Raw genomic sequence first — 15,877 nt, 5'->3', positions numbered from 1 at the left:
CCACTCGGCTAGACCGGCGGGTATGCGGGCGGCGGGTAGACGCCGCGCAGACCCCACGGGATGAAGTTGAAGAAGTACTCGGCTTCGTCGCTGATGTCGTAGTCAGGATTCGGATCCATCATTACCTCCATGCGGGCCGACTTTGAGCAAAGTCTAGCCCGTGAGGAGCCGCCCCGAACAGTGGACGAGCGGGATTGCCTAAACTGGCCAACCAGTTGATTGGTACCCGGGTGGAGCCCCGGCCTACATATAGTGAGTCGCGATGTCCACCACCGAACCCTCGCCCAATGGCCTCACCCGTCGTGAGGAGCTGCTGGCCGTGGCCACCAAGCTGTTCGCGGCGCGGGGGTACCACGGCACCAGGATGGACGACGTCGCCGACGCGGTGGGTCTGAACAAGGCGACGGTGTACCACTACTACGCCAGCAAGTCGCTGATCCTGTTCGACATCTGCAAGAGCGCCGCCGACTTCACCGTCGAGGCCCTGCACGACGACCCGACGGCCTCGGCGCGGGAGATGATCTACCACTTCACCCGCCGGCTGCTGGTCGGCATCGCCTCCGACATCGAGCGTGGGGCCGTCTACTTCCAAGAGGCGCCCTACATCACCGAGTGGTTCACCGAGGAGCAGGTCGCCTACATCCGCAAGGCCGAGACCTCGGTCTACGAGCACGTCCGCGACGTCATCGACCGCGGCATCGCCAGCGGCGAGTTCTACGACTGCGACTCCCACGTGCTGGCGCTGGGATACATCGGGATGACCCTCGGGTCCTACCGCTGGCTGCGGCCGCAGGGCCGACGCACGGCCCAGGAGATCGCCGTCGAATTCAGTACGGCGCTGCTCCGTGGCCTGATTCGCGACGATGCGGTGCGCACCGAGGCACCGCTCGGCATCGAGGTTCCCGGCAAGGCGTAGAAAAGACTGATGAAGTCCACCCTGCTGTCACGGCGCGACATCGACTTCCTGCTCTACGAGTGGCTTCGCGTCGAGGAGCTGACCAAGCGGCAACGCTTCGCCGAGCACTCCCGCGACACCTTCGACGGCGTGCTGGACCTCAGCGAGGACATCGCCGAGAAGTACTTCGCCCCGCACAACAAGAAGAGCGACGCCCACGAGCCGACCTTCGACGGCCAGCAGGTCACCGTCATCGGCGAGGTGAAGGATGCGCTCGACGCGTTCGCCCAGGCCGATCTGATCGGCGCCAGCATGGACGAGGGCCTCGGCGGCGCGCAATTGCCCGTGTGCGTGGCGCAGGCGGGGTTCGCCTACGTCTCGGCTGCCAACGTCAGCACGTCCGGTTACCTCATGCTGACGGTCGCCAACGCCAACCTCATCGCCAAGTTCGGCGACGACCGCCAGATCGACTCGTTCGTCAAGCCGATGCTCGCCGGCCGCTTCACCGGCACGATGGCGCTCTCGGAGACCCAGGCGGGCTCGTCGCTGGCCGACATCACCACCCGCGCGGAACCACGACCCGACGGCAGCTACCGGCTGTTCGGCGCCAAGATGTGGATCTCGGGCGCCGAACACGAACTCAACGACAACATCGTCAACCTGGTGCTGGCGAAGATCCCCGGCGGACCGGCGGGCACCAAGGGCATCTCGCTGTTCATCGTGCCGAAGTACCTCGTCGGTGACGACGGCTCGCTCGGTGAGCGCAACGACGTGACCGTGGCCGGGCTCAACCACAAGATGGGGCAGCGCGGCCTGCCGAACACGGTGCTCAACTTCGGTGAGGGCGTCCACCAGCCGGGCGGCGAACCGGGCGCGGTGGGCTACCTCGTGGGTGAGCCCCACCGTGGTCTGGTCTACATGTTCCACATGATGAACGAGGCCCGCCTCGCGGTCGGAATGGGCGCGGTGTCACTTGGCTACACCGGCTACCTCAAGTCCGTCGAGTACGCCCGCGAGCGGCCGCAGGGCCGGCTGGTCAAGGACCCCACCACGCCGCAGGTGCCGATCGTCGAGCACGCCGACGTCAAGCGAATGCTGTTGGCGCAGAAGGCCTACGTCGAGGGTGGCCTGGCCCTGGGGTTGTATTGCACGAGGCTCATCGACCTGCAGCACACCGCGGAGTCGGCCGAGGAATCCGCACAGGTGGCCGATCTGCTCGACATCCTGGTGCCGGTGGCAAAGAGCTGGCCCTCGCAGTGGTGCCTCGAGGCCAACAGTCTGGCCATTCAGGTGCACGGCGGCTACGGCTACACCCACGAATACGACGTCGAACAGCACTACCGCGACAACCGGCTGAACCCCATCCACGAGGGCACGCACGGCATACAGAGCCTGGATCTGCTGGGGCGCAAGGTGACTCAGCGCGACGGTGCCAGCCTGGCCGAACTGGGCCGGGTGGTGACGGCGACCGTCGAACAAGCCACCGCGGCCGGCGGCGAGGCCGCCGAACTCGCCGGCCGGCTCGCGTCCTCGTGGCAGCGGGTGCTCGAGGTGACCGCGGCGATGTTCGCCACCGCCGACACCGAGGCAACGATGGCCAACAGCGCGATCTACCTCGAGGCGTTCGGCCACGTGGTGATGGCGTGGATCTGGCTGGAGCAGTTCCTGGTCGCCGACACCGCAGCCGCAGACTCCGCCGACGACTTCTACGACGGCAAGCGGCAGGCGGCCAGGTACTTCTTCCGGTACGAATTGCCGCGCACGGCACCGCAACTCGACTTGCTGGCGGCCTTGGACCGCACCACGCTGGAGATGCGCGACGGCTGGTTCTAGTGACGCCGCACTAGAACTCGATGATCTGGCGCACCGCCCGGCCGTCGGCCAGTTCGTCCATGCCGTCGTTGATGCGGTCGAGTTCGATGGTGGAGGACACCAGCGACTCCACGGGAAGCCGCCCCTCACGCCACAGCCCGACGAAGCGGGGGATGTCCCGCGCCGGCACCGCTGAACCCAGATAGCTGCCGATCAGCGACCGGCCCTCGGCGACGAAGCCCAACGGTGCGACGCTGATGCGGGCGTCGGGGTGGGGGAGCCCGACGGTGACGGTGCGGCCACCGGGTCCGGTCAGTGCGATCGCCGTCTCCAGCGCAGCGGGGTGCCCCGCCGCCTCGATCACGATGCGGGCCTTGAGGTCACCGACGTCCTCCGGGGTGACGACGGTGTGGGCGCCCAATTCGGTGGCCCGGACCAGCTTCTCGGGAACCTGGTCGACGGCGATGACCTCGACGTCGTCGTGTGCGAGCGCCGCCAGCAGCGCCGCCATGCCCACACCGCCCATGCCGACGATCGCCACCGTGTCACCCGGTCGGGGCTGGCCGGCGTTGAGCACCGCGCCCCCGCCGGTGAGCACCGCACAACCCAGGAGCGAGGCCACCACGGGCGGGACGTCGTCGTCGACCGGCACGACCGACCGTCGGTCGACCACGGCATGCGTGGCGAACGCCGAGACGCCAAGGTGGTGCAGCACCGGCTCACCACCGGCGGCCAGCCGCGTCCCGCCGGAAAGCAGTTCTCCCGCGCCGTTCGCGGCGCTACCGGGGATGCAGGGCGCCAGTCCGTCGGTGCCGCACGCCGCGCACTCGCCGCACCGCGGCAGGAACGTCATCACCACGCGCTGCCCGATCGCGATGTCACGCACCCCGGCGCCGACGCTCTCGACGACGCCGGCCGCCTCGTGGCCCAGCAGCATCGGCACCGGTCGCACGCGGGAGCCGTTGACCACCGACAGGTCGGAGTGGCACAGCCCGGCGGCCTCGATGCGGACCAAGAGCTCGGTGTCGCCGGGCGGGGCGAGTTCGAGTTCGGTGACGGCCAACGGCGTCGACTCGGCGTAGCGCCGGGGCGCTCCGATGCGGTCGAGCACGGCTCCACGAATCTTCACACTCGACAGCTTGCCCGCACCGCGGCGCAGAATGAAAGCGGCGCAGAATGTAGGCGGTGAGCACCTCCGAACGGGACCTGACGTCGCGCGACTTTCCGGTGCACTGGCCGGTGACGACCCGCTGGGCCGACAACGACATGTTCGGCCACCTCAACAACGCGGTCTACTACCAACTCTTCGACACCGCGATCAACGCCTGGCTCGGCACCACCACGGGTCACGACCCGCTCACCGCGCCCGAACTGGGGGTGGTCGCCGAGTCGGGTTGCCGCTACTTCGCCGAACTACAGTTCCCCGATCCGCTGGTCGTCGGGTTGGCCGTCACGCGGCTCGGCACCAGCAGTGTGACCTACCGCCTGGCGGTGTTCGCCCCGCCCGAGACCGAAGGCGGCGCCGAACCCGTTGCCGCCGTTGGGCATTGGGTACACGTCTACGTCGACCGGGACAGTCGCCGGCCGGTTCCGGTCCCGACCGCGCTGCGCGCGCTGATGGCGACCGCCGTCGTCACCTGAGCAGCGGCTGCCGATATGCTCGCCCGATGCCGCTCGTGAGCAAGACCGTCGAGGTCGAGGCCCCCGCCGACGCGATCATGTCGATCGTCGCGGACTTCGAGTCCTACCCCCAGTGGAACGAGGAGATCAAGGGCTGCTGGATCCTGGCTCGCTACGACGACCAGCGGCCCAGCCAGTTGCGCCTGGACACCTCCGTGCAGGGCATGGACGGTACCTATATACAGGCGGTCTACTACCCCACCGAGAATCAGATCCAGACGGTGATGCAGCAGGGCGATCTGTTCTCCAAGCAGGAGCAGATGTTCTCCGTGGTGGCCATGGGGCCGACCAGCCTGCTGACCGTCGACCTGGACGTCGAGGTGTCGATGCCGGTACCGGCGATGATGGTCAAGAAGGTCGTCAACGATGCCCTGGACCACTTGGCCGACAATCTGAAGAAGCGCGCGGAGTCGCTCGGCGGGTAGGAGCGCAGCGACTGGGGAGATTGACCGGGCGCGCTAGGTCCAGAGGCCCAGTTCGTCCAGGCGGGCGGTGAGCCGGCGCGCGCCGTCGGTGAACTGGGCGTCGGTCACCTGCACCACGGTGTCCACGTCGCGGCGGCGCAGCGCGGCGATCAACTCGCGCCGGTTGGCCACCGCGCGCCGGCCCCACTGCGGGTCGTTGGCGTAGATGTGCGGCGGCAGATACCTGGCCGCGTGCACCATGAACCACGCCAGCTTGATCCGGCCCGACGCCCGGTTGAACGCGCGGTGGAAGGCGAACTCCGTGTCGATGACCTGAGCGGTGTCCTGCCTGCCGATGGCCTCGGCCACGGTCTCGGCGAGGCGTTCGAGTTCGTCGATCTCCTCATTGGTGATGCGCTCGGCGGCCGACCTGGCGAGCTGGCCTGCGATCACCGCCTGCAACCAGAAGATGTCCTCGATGTCGTCGCGGGTGAACGGGGAGACCACGTGCCCGCGGTGCGGCTCGAGCTGGACCATACCCTCGCCGCGCAGGGTGCGCAGGGCTTCGCGGACGGGGGTGATGCTCACGCCGAGTTCGGCGGCCGTCTCGTCGAGCCGGATGAAGGACCCCGGACGCAGGACGCCGGACATGATGCGGACCCGCAGGTGCCCGGCGACCTCGTCGGAGAGCTGTTCGCGGCGCGGCCGGACGGGTGCGCTCACGTCAGTCGTACCTTCATGGGCCCCCGCCGTCGCCATTCGTCACCCGGGCTTGTCCCCGCGCGGCCGAGGCCATAGTGTGACCGGGGCAACACCATGTTTGATCAAATATCAACGTCGCGCAACTCGCGCGCAGATGTGCAGGAGCGTAGCCGTTGACCGCCACGCCAGTACCGGATCGGCTGCTTCTCGAACAGCCCCACCTGGCGCGTCGGCAGAACTGGAGCACCCAGCTCGCGCGCCACGCGCTGATGCAACCGGGTGCGACCGCGCTGCGATTCCTGGGCGAGACGACCACGTGGGGCGATCTGGATCGACGGGTCACCGCGCTGGCCGGGGCGCTGAGCCGTCGGGGTGTCGCCGTCGGTGACCGCGTCCTGATCCTGATGCTCAACCGCACCGAGTTCGTCGAGACCGTGCTGGCCGCCAGCCGGCTGGGCGCCATCGCCGTGCCGGTGAACTTTCGGATGACGCCGCCGGAGATCGCCTTCCTGGTCGGCGACTGCGCGGCGCGCGTCGTCGTCACCGAGCCGGTGCTCACGTCGGTCGCCACCGCGGTCCGCGGGCTCGACCCGAGGCTGGCCGAGATCGTCGTCGCCGGCGGTCCCACCGAGGACGGGTTACTCGGCTACGACGACCTGCTCGCCGAAGAGGGTGCGGCTCCCGCCCCGGTGGACGTCCCCGACGACTCACCCGCCTTGATCATGTACACCTCCGGCACCACCGGCCGCCCCAAGGGCGCGGTGCTCACCCACGCCAATCTGTCCGGTCAGGCGATGACGCACCTGTTCACCAACGGCGCCGACCTGAACGCCGACGTCGGCTTCGTCGGCGTGCCGCTGTTCCACATCGCCGGCGTGGGCAACCTCATCACCGGGCTTCTGCTCGGCCGGCCCACCGTGCTCTACCCGCTCGGCGCCTTCGATCCCGGCGCGCTGCTCGACGTGCTCGAGGCGGAGCTCGTCACCGGCATCTTCCTGGTTCCGGCCCAGTGGCAGGCCGTGTGCGCCGCGCAACGCGCGCGGCCCCGGAAGGTGGTCCTGCGCACCCTTTCCTGGGGAGCCGCCCCGGCGTCGGACACCCTGCTGCGCGACATGGCCGAGACCTTCCCCGGCGCCCTGATCCTGGCCGCGTTCGGGCAGACCGAGATGTCGCCGGTGACCTGCATGCTGCTCGGCGACGACGCGGTCAGGAAGCTGGGTTCGGTCGGCAAGGTCATCCCGACGGTGTCGGCCCGCGTCGTCGACGACGACATGAACGACGTACCGGTCGGCCAGGTCGGCGAGATCGTCTACCGGGCGCCGACGCTGATGGCGGGGTATTGGAACAACCCCAAGGCGACCGCCGAGGCGTTCGCGGGCGGGTGGTTCCACTCGGGCGATCTCGTTCGCCAAGACGACGAAGGTTACGTGTGGGTCGTCGACCGCAAGAAGGACATGATCATCTCCGGCGGCGAGAACATCTACTGCGCCGAGGTGGAGAACGCCTTGGCCGCCCACCCGTCGATCGGCGAGGCGGCCGTGATCGGCCGCCCCCATCCGAAGTGGGGTGAGGTGCCCGTCGCCGTCGTGGCGTTGACCCCGACGGGGCGGCTGACGCTCGAGGATCTCCAGGAATTCCTCGGCGATCGGCTCGCGCGCTACAAGCATCCGCGGGCGCTCGAAGTGGTCGACGGACTGCCGCGCAACCCTGCCGGTAAGGTCCTCAAGACGGAACTGAGGGGCAGGTTCGGCGAAGGAGAACTGATTGACGTCAGCGAAAGTTCTTCTGGCTTAAAGGTTTCAGTCGAGCGGACGGAGTGCTGACCTGTGACGTCGAGTTTGCCAGCCAGCGGGATGACAATCCGGCCGATGCGGTGCAGTCGGGAGAATCGATCGGGTACTCTCCTGTGGTCCGCCTTACTACCCACGGGTAAGGAGACTGTGATCACAGACACGACATTTGGGCAAGGAGGCGGCGTGCAACAGCTTCTGCCGTTGCGTCAGGTCCGCCATGGCCGGATCGCGCGCCAGACGGCGAGTTTCTCCCAGTGACGGCGCAGAACCCCGGCCTGGTCGACTACGTCCGCGACCAACTTCGCCCTGGCGTGGTCGCCGTCGGCGGCTTCGTCAAGATGTGCGTGCTGACCGGCAAGGCCCTGTTCCGCAGTCCGTTCCAGTGGCGTGAGTTCATCCTGCAGGGCTGGTTCCTGATGAGGGTTGCGTTCCTGCCCACCATCGCGGTGGCCATCCCGTTGACGGTGCTCATCATCTTCACCCTCAACATCCTTCTGGCCGAGTTCGGTGCCGCTGACGTCTCGGGCGCCGGTGCGGCTCTGGGGGCGGTGACCCAGCTGGGTCCCCTGGTAACCGTGCTCGTGGTTGCCGGCGCCGGGTCCACTGCCATTTGCGCCGATATAGGGGCGCGGACCATCCGCGAGGAGATCGACGCACTCGAGGTGCTCGGCATCGACCCCATCCATCGCCTCGTCGTCCCCCGGGTACTGGCGTCGACGTTCGTGGCCTTCCTCCTGAACGGCGCGGTGATCACCATCGGCCTGGTCGGCGGTTTCGTCTTCGGCGTCTACATCCAGAACATCTCGGCGGGTGCCTACGTGTCGACGCTGACGCTGGTGACCGGACTGCCCGAGGTGGTGATCTCGGTGGTCAAGGCATTCATCTTCGGCATGATCGCCGGTCTGGTGGGCTGCTATCGAGGCCTGACGGTTTCCGGAGGCGCCAAGGGCGTCGGCACCGCGGTCAACGAGACGTTGGTGCTATGCATCATCGCCCTCTTCGCGGTCAACGTCATCATGACCACGATCGGCGTTCGATTCGGAACGGGGCGCTGACATGTCGACGGCTGCAGTTCTTAGGTCACGCTTTCCCCGCGCCGTCGCAAGTGGCGAGCGGCTGGCCAAGTCGCCGGCTCGGTTCCTCGACAGCGTCGGGCACATCGCGTGGTTCGTCGTCACCGCGGTCGGCTCCATCGGCCACGCCTTCCGGTTCTACCGCAAGGAGATGCTGCGCCTGGTCGCCGAGATCGGCATGGGCACCGGCGCGATGGCCGTCATCGGCGGCACCGTCGCCATCGTCGGCTTCGTCACCCTCTCCGGCGGTTCGCTGATCGCCATTCAGGGCTTTGCCTCGCTCGGCAACATCGGCGTCGAGGCCTTCACCGGATTCTTCGCCGCCCTGGTCAACGTGCGCATCGCCGCTCCCGTCGTCGCCGGGCAGGCCCTGGCCGCCACGGTCGGCGCAGGCGCGACCGCCGAGCTGGGCGCGATGCGCATCAGCGAGGAGATCGACGCGCTCGAGGTCATGGGCATCAAGTCGATCTCGTACCTGGTGTCGACGCGCATCATGGCCGGCTTCGTCGTCATCATCCCGCTCTACGCGATGGCGATCATCATGTCGTTCCTCTCGGCGCGGGTGACCACGACGTTGTTCTACGGCCAGTCGACCGGCACCTACGAGCACTACTTCCGGACGTTCCTGCGGCCCGACGACGTCGCCTGGTCGTTCGTTCAGGCGATCATCATCTCCGTCATCGTGATGCTCAACCACTGCTACTACGGCTTCTACGCCAGCGGCGGTCCGGTCGGCGTCGGCGAGGCCGTCGGCCGCTCGATGCGTGCCTCTCTCATCGCGATCGTGCTCGTCGTCCTGCTCGCATCGTTGGCGCTGTACGGCACCGACGCCAACTTCAACCTGACGGTGTAGCCGATGACCGCACCAGGGCAGACGAAGTCGCCCGTCAACGAGCCCAGGACCCCTCCCTACAAAATTGCTGGAGTGGTTCTGCTGATCGTCATTGCCGTCGTGGTCGGGCTGGTCTCGATCCAGTTCCGCGGCGGCTTCTCCGATCCGGAGAAGCTAACTCTCATCTCGTCGCGGTCGGGTCTGTCGATGGATCCTGGTTCGAAGGTCACCTTCAACGGCGTCGAGATCGGCCGCGTCGCGGACATCGTCGCGATCGACGACGGCGCGACGCCGAAGGCCAAGATCACCCTCGACGTCGACCGCAAGTTCGTGGACCTGATTCCGGAGAACGCTAACGCCGCGATCCGGGCCAGCACGGTGTTCGGCAACAAGTACGTGGCGTTCTCGTCGCCGGCCAATCCCTCGGCGCAGCGGGTCACGCCGTCGCGGCCCATCGACGTGTCGTCGGTGACCACCGAATTCAATACTCTCTTCGAGACCCTGGTCTCGGTCACAAAGCAGGTCGACCCCGTCAAGCTCAATCAGACGCTGACCGCCACCGCGCAGGCGCTCGACGGCTTGGGTGAACGTTTTGGGCAGTCGATCGAACAGGGCAACGCGATCCTCGCGGACCTCAACCCACAAATGCCGCAGATTCGCCGCCTCAACCAGGGTGTTGCGGACTTCGCCGACGTGTACGCCAACGCTGCCCCCGACCTCTTCGACGGCCTGGCCAACGCCGTCACCACGGCCAAGACCCTGAACGAGCTGCAGAGCACCGTGGACCAGACCTTGATGTCGGCGGTTGGCTTCGGCAACACCGGCGGCGAGGTCTTCGAGAAGGCCGGGCCCTACCTGGTCCGCAGCTCAGCCGACCTGGTGCCCACCAGCGCCCTGCTCGACGAGTACAGCCCCATGCTGTTCTGCACGATCCGCAACTACCACGACGTCGAGCCGCGTCTCGCAGCCCTGCTTGGTGGAAACGGATATTCTCTGAATACGCATACGACGCTCAATGGCACGGGTAATCCCTATGTGTACCCGGACAATCTACCGCGGGTCAACGCCCATGGCGGGCCGGAAGGCCGGCCGGGTTGTTGGCAGCCGGTCACCCGTGATCTGTGGCCAGGCCCCTACCTGGTAATGGATACCGGTGCGTCGATCGCCCCTTATAACCACCTTGGACTCGGTAAGCCATTAGCCACTGAGTACGTCTGGGGACGTCAAATCGGGGAGAACACGATCAACCCATGAGAATCACCGGTACCGCGATCAAGCTCGGCGCACTGTCCGTCGTGCTGCTGATGTTCACCGCGCTCATCGTCGTGGTGTTCGGTCAGCTGCGCTTCGACCGCACCACGGGGTATGCCGCGATCTTCAAGAATGCCAGCGGCCTGCGCTCCGGACAATTCGTCCGCGCCTCGGGCGTCGAGGTCGGAAAGGTCTCCGACGTCCAGCTGATCAACGGCGGCAACGAGGTCGAAGTCCACTTCGACGTCGACCGTTCGCTGCAGCTGTTCCAGGGCACGACGGCATCGATTCGCTACCTGAACCTCATCGGTGATCGTTATCTGGAACTGAAGCGTGGCGACGACAACACGAAGTTGCCTGCCGGTGGCACGATCCCGGACACCCGCACCGAACCGGCGCTGGACCTCGACGCGCTCATCGGAGGATTCCGCCCTCTGTTCCGATCGCTCGATCCGGACAAGGCCAACGGTATCGCCCAGTCGATCATCACGATCTTCCAGGGCCAGGGCGGCACCATCAACGACATCCTCGACCAGACAGCGTCGCTGACGTCGGCCCTAGCCGATCGCGACCAGGCCATCGGCCAGGTGGTCAATAACCTCAACACCGTCCTCGCCACCACAGTCAAGCACCAACAGCAGTTCGACGAGACGGTGAAGAACTTCGAGACCCTCGTGACGGGTCTCAAGAACCGGGCCGACCCCATCGCCTCCTCGGTGGCCGATATCAGCGACGCGGCGGGGTCGGTCGCTGACCTGCTCGGTGACAACCGTCCGCTGCTGCAGAAGACGGTGACCAACCTCGAGATCCTTCAGCAGCCGTTGGTCGACCAGAAGCAACAGCTGAACGACATGCTGATCAAAATTCCAGACGCGCTGAAGATCATCGGCCGTTCCGGTGGTATTTATGGTGACTTCTTCAACTTTTACATTTGCGACATTTCGCTCAAGTTGAACGGCTTGCAGCCCGGCGGCCCGGTCCGCACCGTCAAGATCACATCCCAGCCGTCTGGTAGGTGTACACCGCAATGAGGACTATCGAAGGTTCGGACCGGATCCGCACCGGGCTGATGGGCGTGCTCATCCTGGTGCTAGTCATAGGCGTCGGCCAAAGCTTCGCTAGCGTGCCGATGATCTTCGCGACGCCGACGTACTTCGCGCAGTTCACCGACACCGGCGGCCTCAAACCCGGTGACAAGGTGCGCATCGCCGGGGTCGACGTCGGCACCGTCCGGTCAGAGGAGATCGACGGCGACAAGGTCGTCATCGGCTACTCCCTGGAGGGCACCAAGATCGGCACCGACAGCCGCGCAAACATTCGCACCGATACCATCCTCGGGCGCAAGAACCTCGAGATCGAACCCAGGGGCTCGAAGACATTGCAGGCCAACGGTGTTTTGCCCTTGGATCAAACGACGACGCCGTACCAGATCTACGATGCATTCGCTGACCTGACCAAGGTGGGCACCGGTTTGGACACCAAGGCCTTCAAGGACTCGCTGAACGTCCTGTCGGACACCGTCGACCAGACCTATCCCCACCTGAGTGCTGCGCTTGATGGGGTGTCCAGGTTCTCCGACACGATCGGCAAACGGGACGAGGACATCAGACAGCTGCTGGCAAACGCCAACAAGATCGCGGGTGTACTCGGCAGCCGCAGCGGTCAGATCAACGAGTTGCTCGTCAACGCGAATACCCTCCTGGCGGCGGTCAACGAACGCAGCGATGCGGTGAACCAATTGCTTGAACGCGTGGCTGCTTTCTCGACGCAGGTCACGGGCTTCATCAAGGACAACCCGAATCTCAATCGGGTGCTGACGCAGCTGCAGACCATCAGCGATGTGCTGGTGGCCAGGAAGTACGATCTGATGGACACGTTGACGTCGCTCGGCAAGTTCACCGCGTCGCTGGGCGAGGCCATAGCCTCCGGACCCTTCTTCAAGGTGATGTTGGTAAATCTATTGCCTTACCAGATTCTGCAACCGTGGGTGGACGCTGCGTTCAAGAAGCGCGGCATCGATCCCAACGAGTTCTGGAGCAATGCCGGTCTGCCGTCGTTCAGGTACCCGGACCCCAACGGCCAGCGGCAGCCGAACGGTGCTCCGCCAGCGGCGCCGACTCCTCTTGAGGGCACAGCCGAGCATCCTGGTCCCGCTGTGGTAGCCGGTTCGCCGTGTTCCTACGCACCCGCGCCCGGCGACTACCCGACGCCCGGCAACCCGCTGCCGTGTGCCAGCGCGGAGAACGGTCCGTTCGGCCCGAACCCGTACGGCGCCAACGACTACGGGCCGCCCGACGTGCTCGGCGCACCGCCGAACCCGAATGCTCCGCCGCCAGCGCCCGGCGTGCCGAGCGCGGCGTTCCCCGGCGAGTTCTCGCCTCCGGTTCAGGGCACGCCCGCGCCGCCGCTGGCGCCTGGTCCGCCCGGGGCGCGCACCGTTCCGGTCACCCCGGGACCGGCCGATCCGTTCATCGCACCGGGATCGCTGCAGGGCGACGGCACCTCGCCGCCACCGCCTGCGTTGGTCGGTCCGATCCCGCCGCCGGGACCGGGCCCGCAGACCCCCGGCGACGGGCAACTTCCGGGCAACCCGCCGTTCCTTCCGCCCGGATCACAAGGTTAGGGGGCACGAGAGATGTCGACGATCTTCAACGTCCGAAACATGAAGTTGCCCGCGCTGACCAAGACCACCCTGATCGTGGGCACCGTGGTGCTCATCGCGGTCGTCGTGGCGGCGTTCCTGGGTTACAACCTCTACAAGAAGCTGACCTACAACACGGTCGTCGCGGAGTTCCCGCAGACGTTGGCGCTGTACTCGGGTGACAGAGTCGAGATCATGGGTGTCCAGGTTGGGCAGATCGATTCGATCGAGCCCGCCGGGGACAAAATGAAGGTGACGTTCCACTACTCGTCGAAGTACAAGGTGCCCGCCAACGTCACGGCGTCGGTCCTCAACCCGAGCCTCGTCGCGTCGCGGACCATCCAACTCGCTCCGCCCTACACGGGTGGCCCGGTTTTAGAGAACAACGCACTCATCCCGGAGGAGCGCACCCAGGTCCCCGTGGAGTTCGATCAGTTGAGGGATTCGCTGGACCGCATCCTCACCGATCTCGGTCCTACCAAGGAGCAGCCCAAGGGACCCATCGGTGATGTCATCGAGTCGTTTTCCGATGGCCTCGCCGGCAAGGGTCAGCAGATCAACACGACGCTCAACAATCTGTCCGAGGCGCTGACAACGCTCAACCAGGGCCGCGGTGATTTCTTCGGTGTGATCAAGAGCCTGGCCCTGTTCGTCAACGCGCTGTATAAGAGCGACCAACAGTTCGTCGCTCTCAACGACAACCTTGCCAAGTTCACGGGCGCGTTCACCAACACCGACCGCGAAGTATCGGCGGCCGTCAAGGATCTCGACCAACTGCTCAAGACCACGCGGGGATTCCTTGACGAGAATTCCGCAGTTCTGACCAAGGATGTCAACAATCTCGCCGACGCCACCAACGCGATCCTCCAGCCCGAGCCACGCAACGGCCTGGAAACCGCCCTGCACATCTACCCCAACCTGGCGGCCAATCTGATGAATATCGCTTCTCCGGTGACGGGTGCCCTAAACAACTTGCCAGTGATCAACAACTTTGCCAATCCGATGCAATTCCTCTGCAGCGCGATCCAATCGGGTAGCCGGTTGGGCTACCAGGACTCAGCCGAATTGTGTGCTCAGTACCTCGCGCCCATCCTCGACGCGATCAAATTCAATTCGCTGCCGTTCGGACTGAATGCGCTGAACACGACCATGGTCCTGCCCAAACAGGTCTCCTATTCTGAGTCTCGGCTGATTCCGCCGGGAGGGTACAAGGACACGACGGTGCCCGGCATATTCGCCCGCGACACTCTCTTCGCCCACGGCAACCACGAGCCCGGCTGGGTCGCCGGCCCCGGGATGCAGGGTGTCGAGGTCCAGCCTTTCACGGCCAACATGCTGACCCCGGATTCACTGGCCGCACTGCTCGGCGGACCCGATGCCGAAATTCCGGTCCCACCGGCGACGTTGGGGGCGCCCTACGGCGGCAACCTGCCCGGACCGGCGAACTCCTACGACGAGACCAACCCTCTGCCTCCGCCGTGGTACCCGCAGCCGGGGCCGCCGCCCGCACCGGCACCCGGCGTGATCCCCGGTGACCCGTTGGGGGCCGTTGTGCCCGCGGCTGGATCCGCGCCTGCCGCCGCACCCGCACCTGCACCCGCAGGACCACCGCTGCCCGCTGAATCAGGAGCCGGCTAGATGTCATTGAAGAACGTCAAGTGGGGGCGCCTGATGCGCCGCGGAGGCATTCTCGCCACCGCAGCCCTGGTGCTCTCGTCGTGCGGATGGCAGGGCATCGCCAACGTGCCGCTTCCAGGCGGTCCGGGCAGCGGTTCGGACAAGATGACGATCTACGTCCAGATGCCGGATACGTTGGCGCTCAATGTGAACAGCCGTGTCCGCGTCGCCGACGTCTTCGTCGGCAGCGTGAAGTCGATCGAGCTGAAGAACTGGGTAGCGACGATGGCGCTCGACGTCGAGCCCGGATTGAAGCTGCCGACGAATACACTGGCGGCCATCGGCCAGACCACCCTCTTGGGCTCCCAGCACGTTCAGCTTGATCCGCCAGCAAAGCCATCGGGAGAGTTTCTCAAGAGTGGCGACGTGATCCCACTACAGAACTCGTCGGCATTCCCGACGACTGAGCGGACGCTTGCCAGCATCGGCACCATCCTCACCGGCGGTGGCATTCCGAACCTCGAGGTCATACAAAACGAGGTCAGCAACATCCTGACGGGTCGCGGCGACCAGATCCGCGAATTCCTGGGCAGGCTGGACACCTTCACCGCCGAGCTGAACAATCAGCGCCAGGAAATCACCCGCGCGATCGACTCGACTGATCGATTGCTGTCCATCGTGGCGGCGCGTAACGACACCCTGGACCGCGTGCTCACTGAGTTTCCTCCGCTGATCAAGCACTTCGCGGACACCCGAGATCTGTTCGCCGACGCAGTGGTCGCCATCGGGCGTATCAGCAAGGCCACCGACGGCGCACTGTCGCAAGCGAATCCGGACATCACGGCCAACCTGAAGAACCTTCAGCGGCCACTGGTCCAGTTGGGAAGGGCTTCGCCGTATCTGCTCGGAGCCTTGAAGGTGATCGGAACGGCTCCCTTCGATATCGAGAACGCAAGCAAGGCCATCCGCGGTGACTACGTCAACGTGTCCGCCAACATTGATTTGACGCTGTCGGCGATCGACAACGCGGTTCTCAGTGGCACGAGGGTTTCCGGTGCGCTGCGTGCGCTTGAGCAGTCGTGGGGTCGTGATCCGGCCACGATGATCCCGGACGTGCGCTTCACCCCGAACGCGCACGACGTACCTGGCGGTCCGCTGGTCGAGAGAGGTGAGTGAG

At 65.9% G+C, this 15,877-nt stretch carries 15 protein-coding genes; 12 read left to right on the top strand and 3 right to left on the bottom strand.

Going from position 1 to position 15,877, the window contains the following annotated elements; translation table 11 throughout:
• Positions 1–8: 8 nt before the first annotated feature.
• Positions 9–122, bottom strand: a complete 114-nt coding sequence (locus tag ABZ195_RS16425) for a hypothetical protein (protein ID WP_173008004.1) — start codon at positions 120–122, stop codon at positions 9–11.
• A gap of 140 nt (positions 123–262) precedes the next feature.
• Between ABZ195_RS16425 and ABZ195_RS16420 the strand changes: the two genes are divergently transcribed.
• A complete protein-coding gene (locus ABZ195_RS16420) occupies positions 263–916 on the top strand; it encodes a TetR/AcrR family transcriptional regulator (RefSeq protein ID WP_355219494.1) in 654 nt (217 codons plus the stop codon).
• Positions 917–925: 9 nt separating this feature from the next.
• The gene (locus tag ABZ195_RS16415) at positions 926–2,728 is read left to right on the top strand and encodes an acyl-CoA dehydrogenase (RefSeq protein ID WP_355219493.1); all 1,803 of its coding nucleotides are present in this window, start codon (positions 926–928) and stop codon (positions 2,726–2,728) included.
• A gap of 10 nt (positions 2,729–2,738) precedes the next feature.
• Here the strand turns inward: ABZ195_RS16415 and ABZ195_RS16410 are convergent, their stop codons facing one another.
• A complete protein-coding gene (locus ABZ195_RS16410) occupies positions 2,739–3,836 on the bottom strand; it encodes an alcohol dehydrogenase catalytic domain-containing protein (RefSeq protein WP_355219491.1) in 1,098 nt (365 codons plus the stop codon).
• 77 nt (positions 3,837–3,913) lie between these two features.
• On the opposite strand from ABZ195_RS16410, the gene ABZ195_RS16405 reads away from it, so the two are divergent.
• Both ABZ195_RS16405 and ABZ195_RS16400 read left to right on the top strand, forming a co-directional pair.
• Positions 3,914–4,348, top strand: coding sequence for a thioesterase family protein (locus ABZ195_RS16405; protein ID WP_355219800.1), 435 nt, complete (start codon positions 3,914–3,916; stop codon positions 4,346–4,348).
• Positions 4,349–4,374: 26 nt separating this feature from the next.
• Positions 4,375–4,812 carry an SRPBCC family protein gene (locus ABZ195_RS16400; RefSeq protein WP_355219489.1) on the top strand — a complete coding sequence of 146 codons (438 nt, stop codon included), beginning with the start codon at positions 4,375–4,377 and terminating at the stop codon, positions 4,810–4,812.
• A gap of 33 nt (positions 4,813–4,845) precedes the next feature.
• Here the strand turns inward: ABZ195_RS16400 and ABZ195_RS16395 are convergent, their stop codons facing one another.
• Positions 4,846–5,550 carry a GntR family transcriptional regulator gene (locus ABZ195_RS16395; protein WP_355219487.1) on the bottom strand — a complete coding sequence of 235 codons (705 nt, stop codon included), beginning with the start codon at positions 5,548–5,550 and terminating at the stop codon, positions 4,846–4,848.
• A 116-nt stretch (positions 5,551–5,666) separates the two neighbouring features.
• Here ABZ195_RS16395 and fadD5 point away from each other — a divergent pair, with 116 nt between their 5' ends.
• The 8 genes from fadD5 to ABZ195_RS16355 all read left to right on the top strand — a co-directional run bounded on the left by fadD5 (position 5,667) and on the right by ABZ195_RS16355 (position 15,876).
• A complete protein-coding gene (gene fadD5 / locus ABZ195_RS16390) occupies positions 5,667–7,316 on the top strand; it encodes a fatty-acid--CoA ligase FadD5 (RefSeq protein ID WP_355219485.1) in 1,650 nt (549 codons plus the stop codon).
• A gap of 224 nt (positions 7,317–7,540) precedes the next feature.
• On the top strand, positions 7,541–8,341 hold the full coding sequence (locus ABZ195_RS16385) for an ABC transporter permease (RefSeq protein WP_355219483.1): 801 nt from the start codon (positions 7,541–7,543) through the stop codon (positions 8,339–8,341).
• Position 8,342: 1 nt separating this feature from the next.
• Entirely contained in the window at positions 8,343–9,212 is an 870-nt protein-coding gene (locus ABZ195_RS16380; protein WP_355219481.1) for an ABC transporter permease, read from the top strand.
• Between the two features lie 3 nt (positions 9,213–9,215).
• Positions 9,216–10,445 (top strand): MCE family protein, encoded by a 1,230-nt coding sequence (locus ABZ195_RS16375; protein ID WP_355219479.1) that lies wholly within the window; start codon positions 9,216–9,218, stop codon positions 10,443–10,445.
• Positions 10,442–11,473 (top strand): MlaD family protein, encoded by a 1,032-nt coding sequence (locus ABZ195_RS16370; protein WP_355219477.1) that lies wholly within the window; start codon positions 10,442–10,444, stop codon positions 11,471–11,473. The genes ABZ195_RS16375 and ABZ195_RS16370 overlap by 4 nt, the downstream gene beginning before the upstream one ends.
• Entirely contained in the window at positions 11,470–13,065 is a 1,596-nt protein-coding gene (locus ABZ195_RS16365; RefSeq protein WP_355219798.1) for a virulence factor Mce family protein, read from the top strand. Before ABZ195_RS16370 ends, ABZ195_RS16365 begins: the two co-directional genes overlap by 4 nt.
• A gap of 12 nt (positions 13,066–13,077) precedes the next feature.
• A complete protein-coding gene (locus ABZ195_RS16360; protein WP_355219475.1) occupies positions 13,078–14,721 on the top strand; it encodes a virulence factor Mce family protein in 1,644 nt (547 codons plus the stop codon).
• Positions 14,722–14,754: 33 nt separating this feature from the next.
• Entirely contained in the window at positions 14,755–15,876 is a 1,122-nt protein-coding gene (locus tag ABZ195_RS16355; protein ID WP_355219796.1) for a virulence factor Mce family protein, read from the top strand.
• Position 15,877 lies beyond the last annotated feature (1 nt).

The organism is Mycobacterium sp. NPDC006124, assembly GCF_040614235.1.
In the GTDB taxonomy this organism is placed as follows: Bacteria; Actinomycetota; Actinomycetes; order Mycobacteriales; family Mycobacteriaceae; genus Mycobacterium.
Note: the sequence above shows the minus strand (reverse complement) of the source record. Positions and strands in the feature narration are given on the sequence as shown.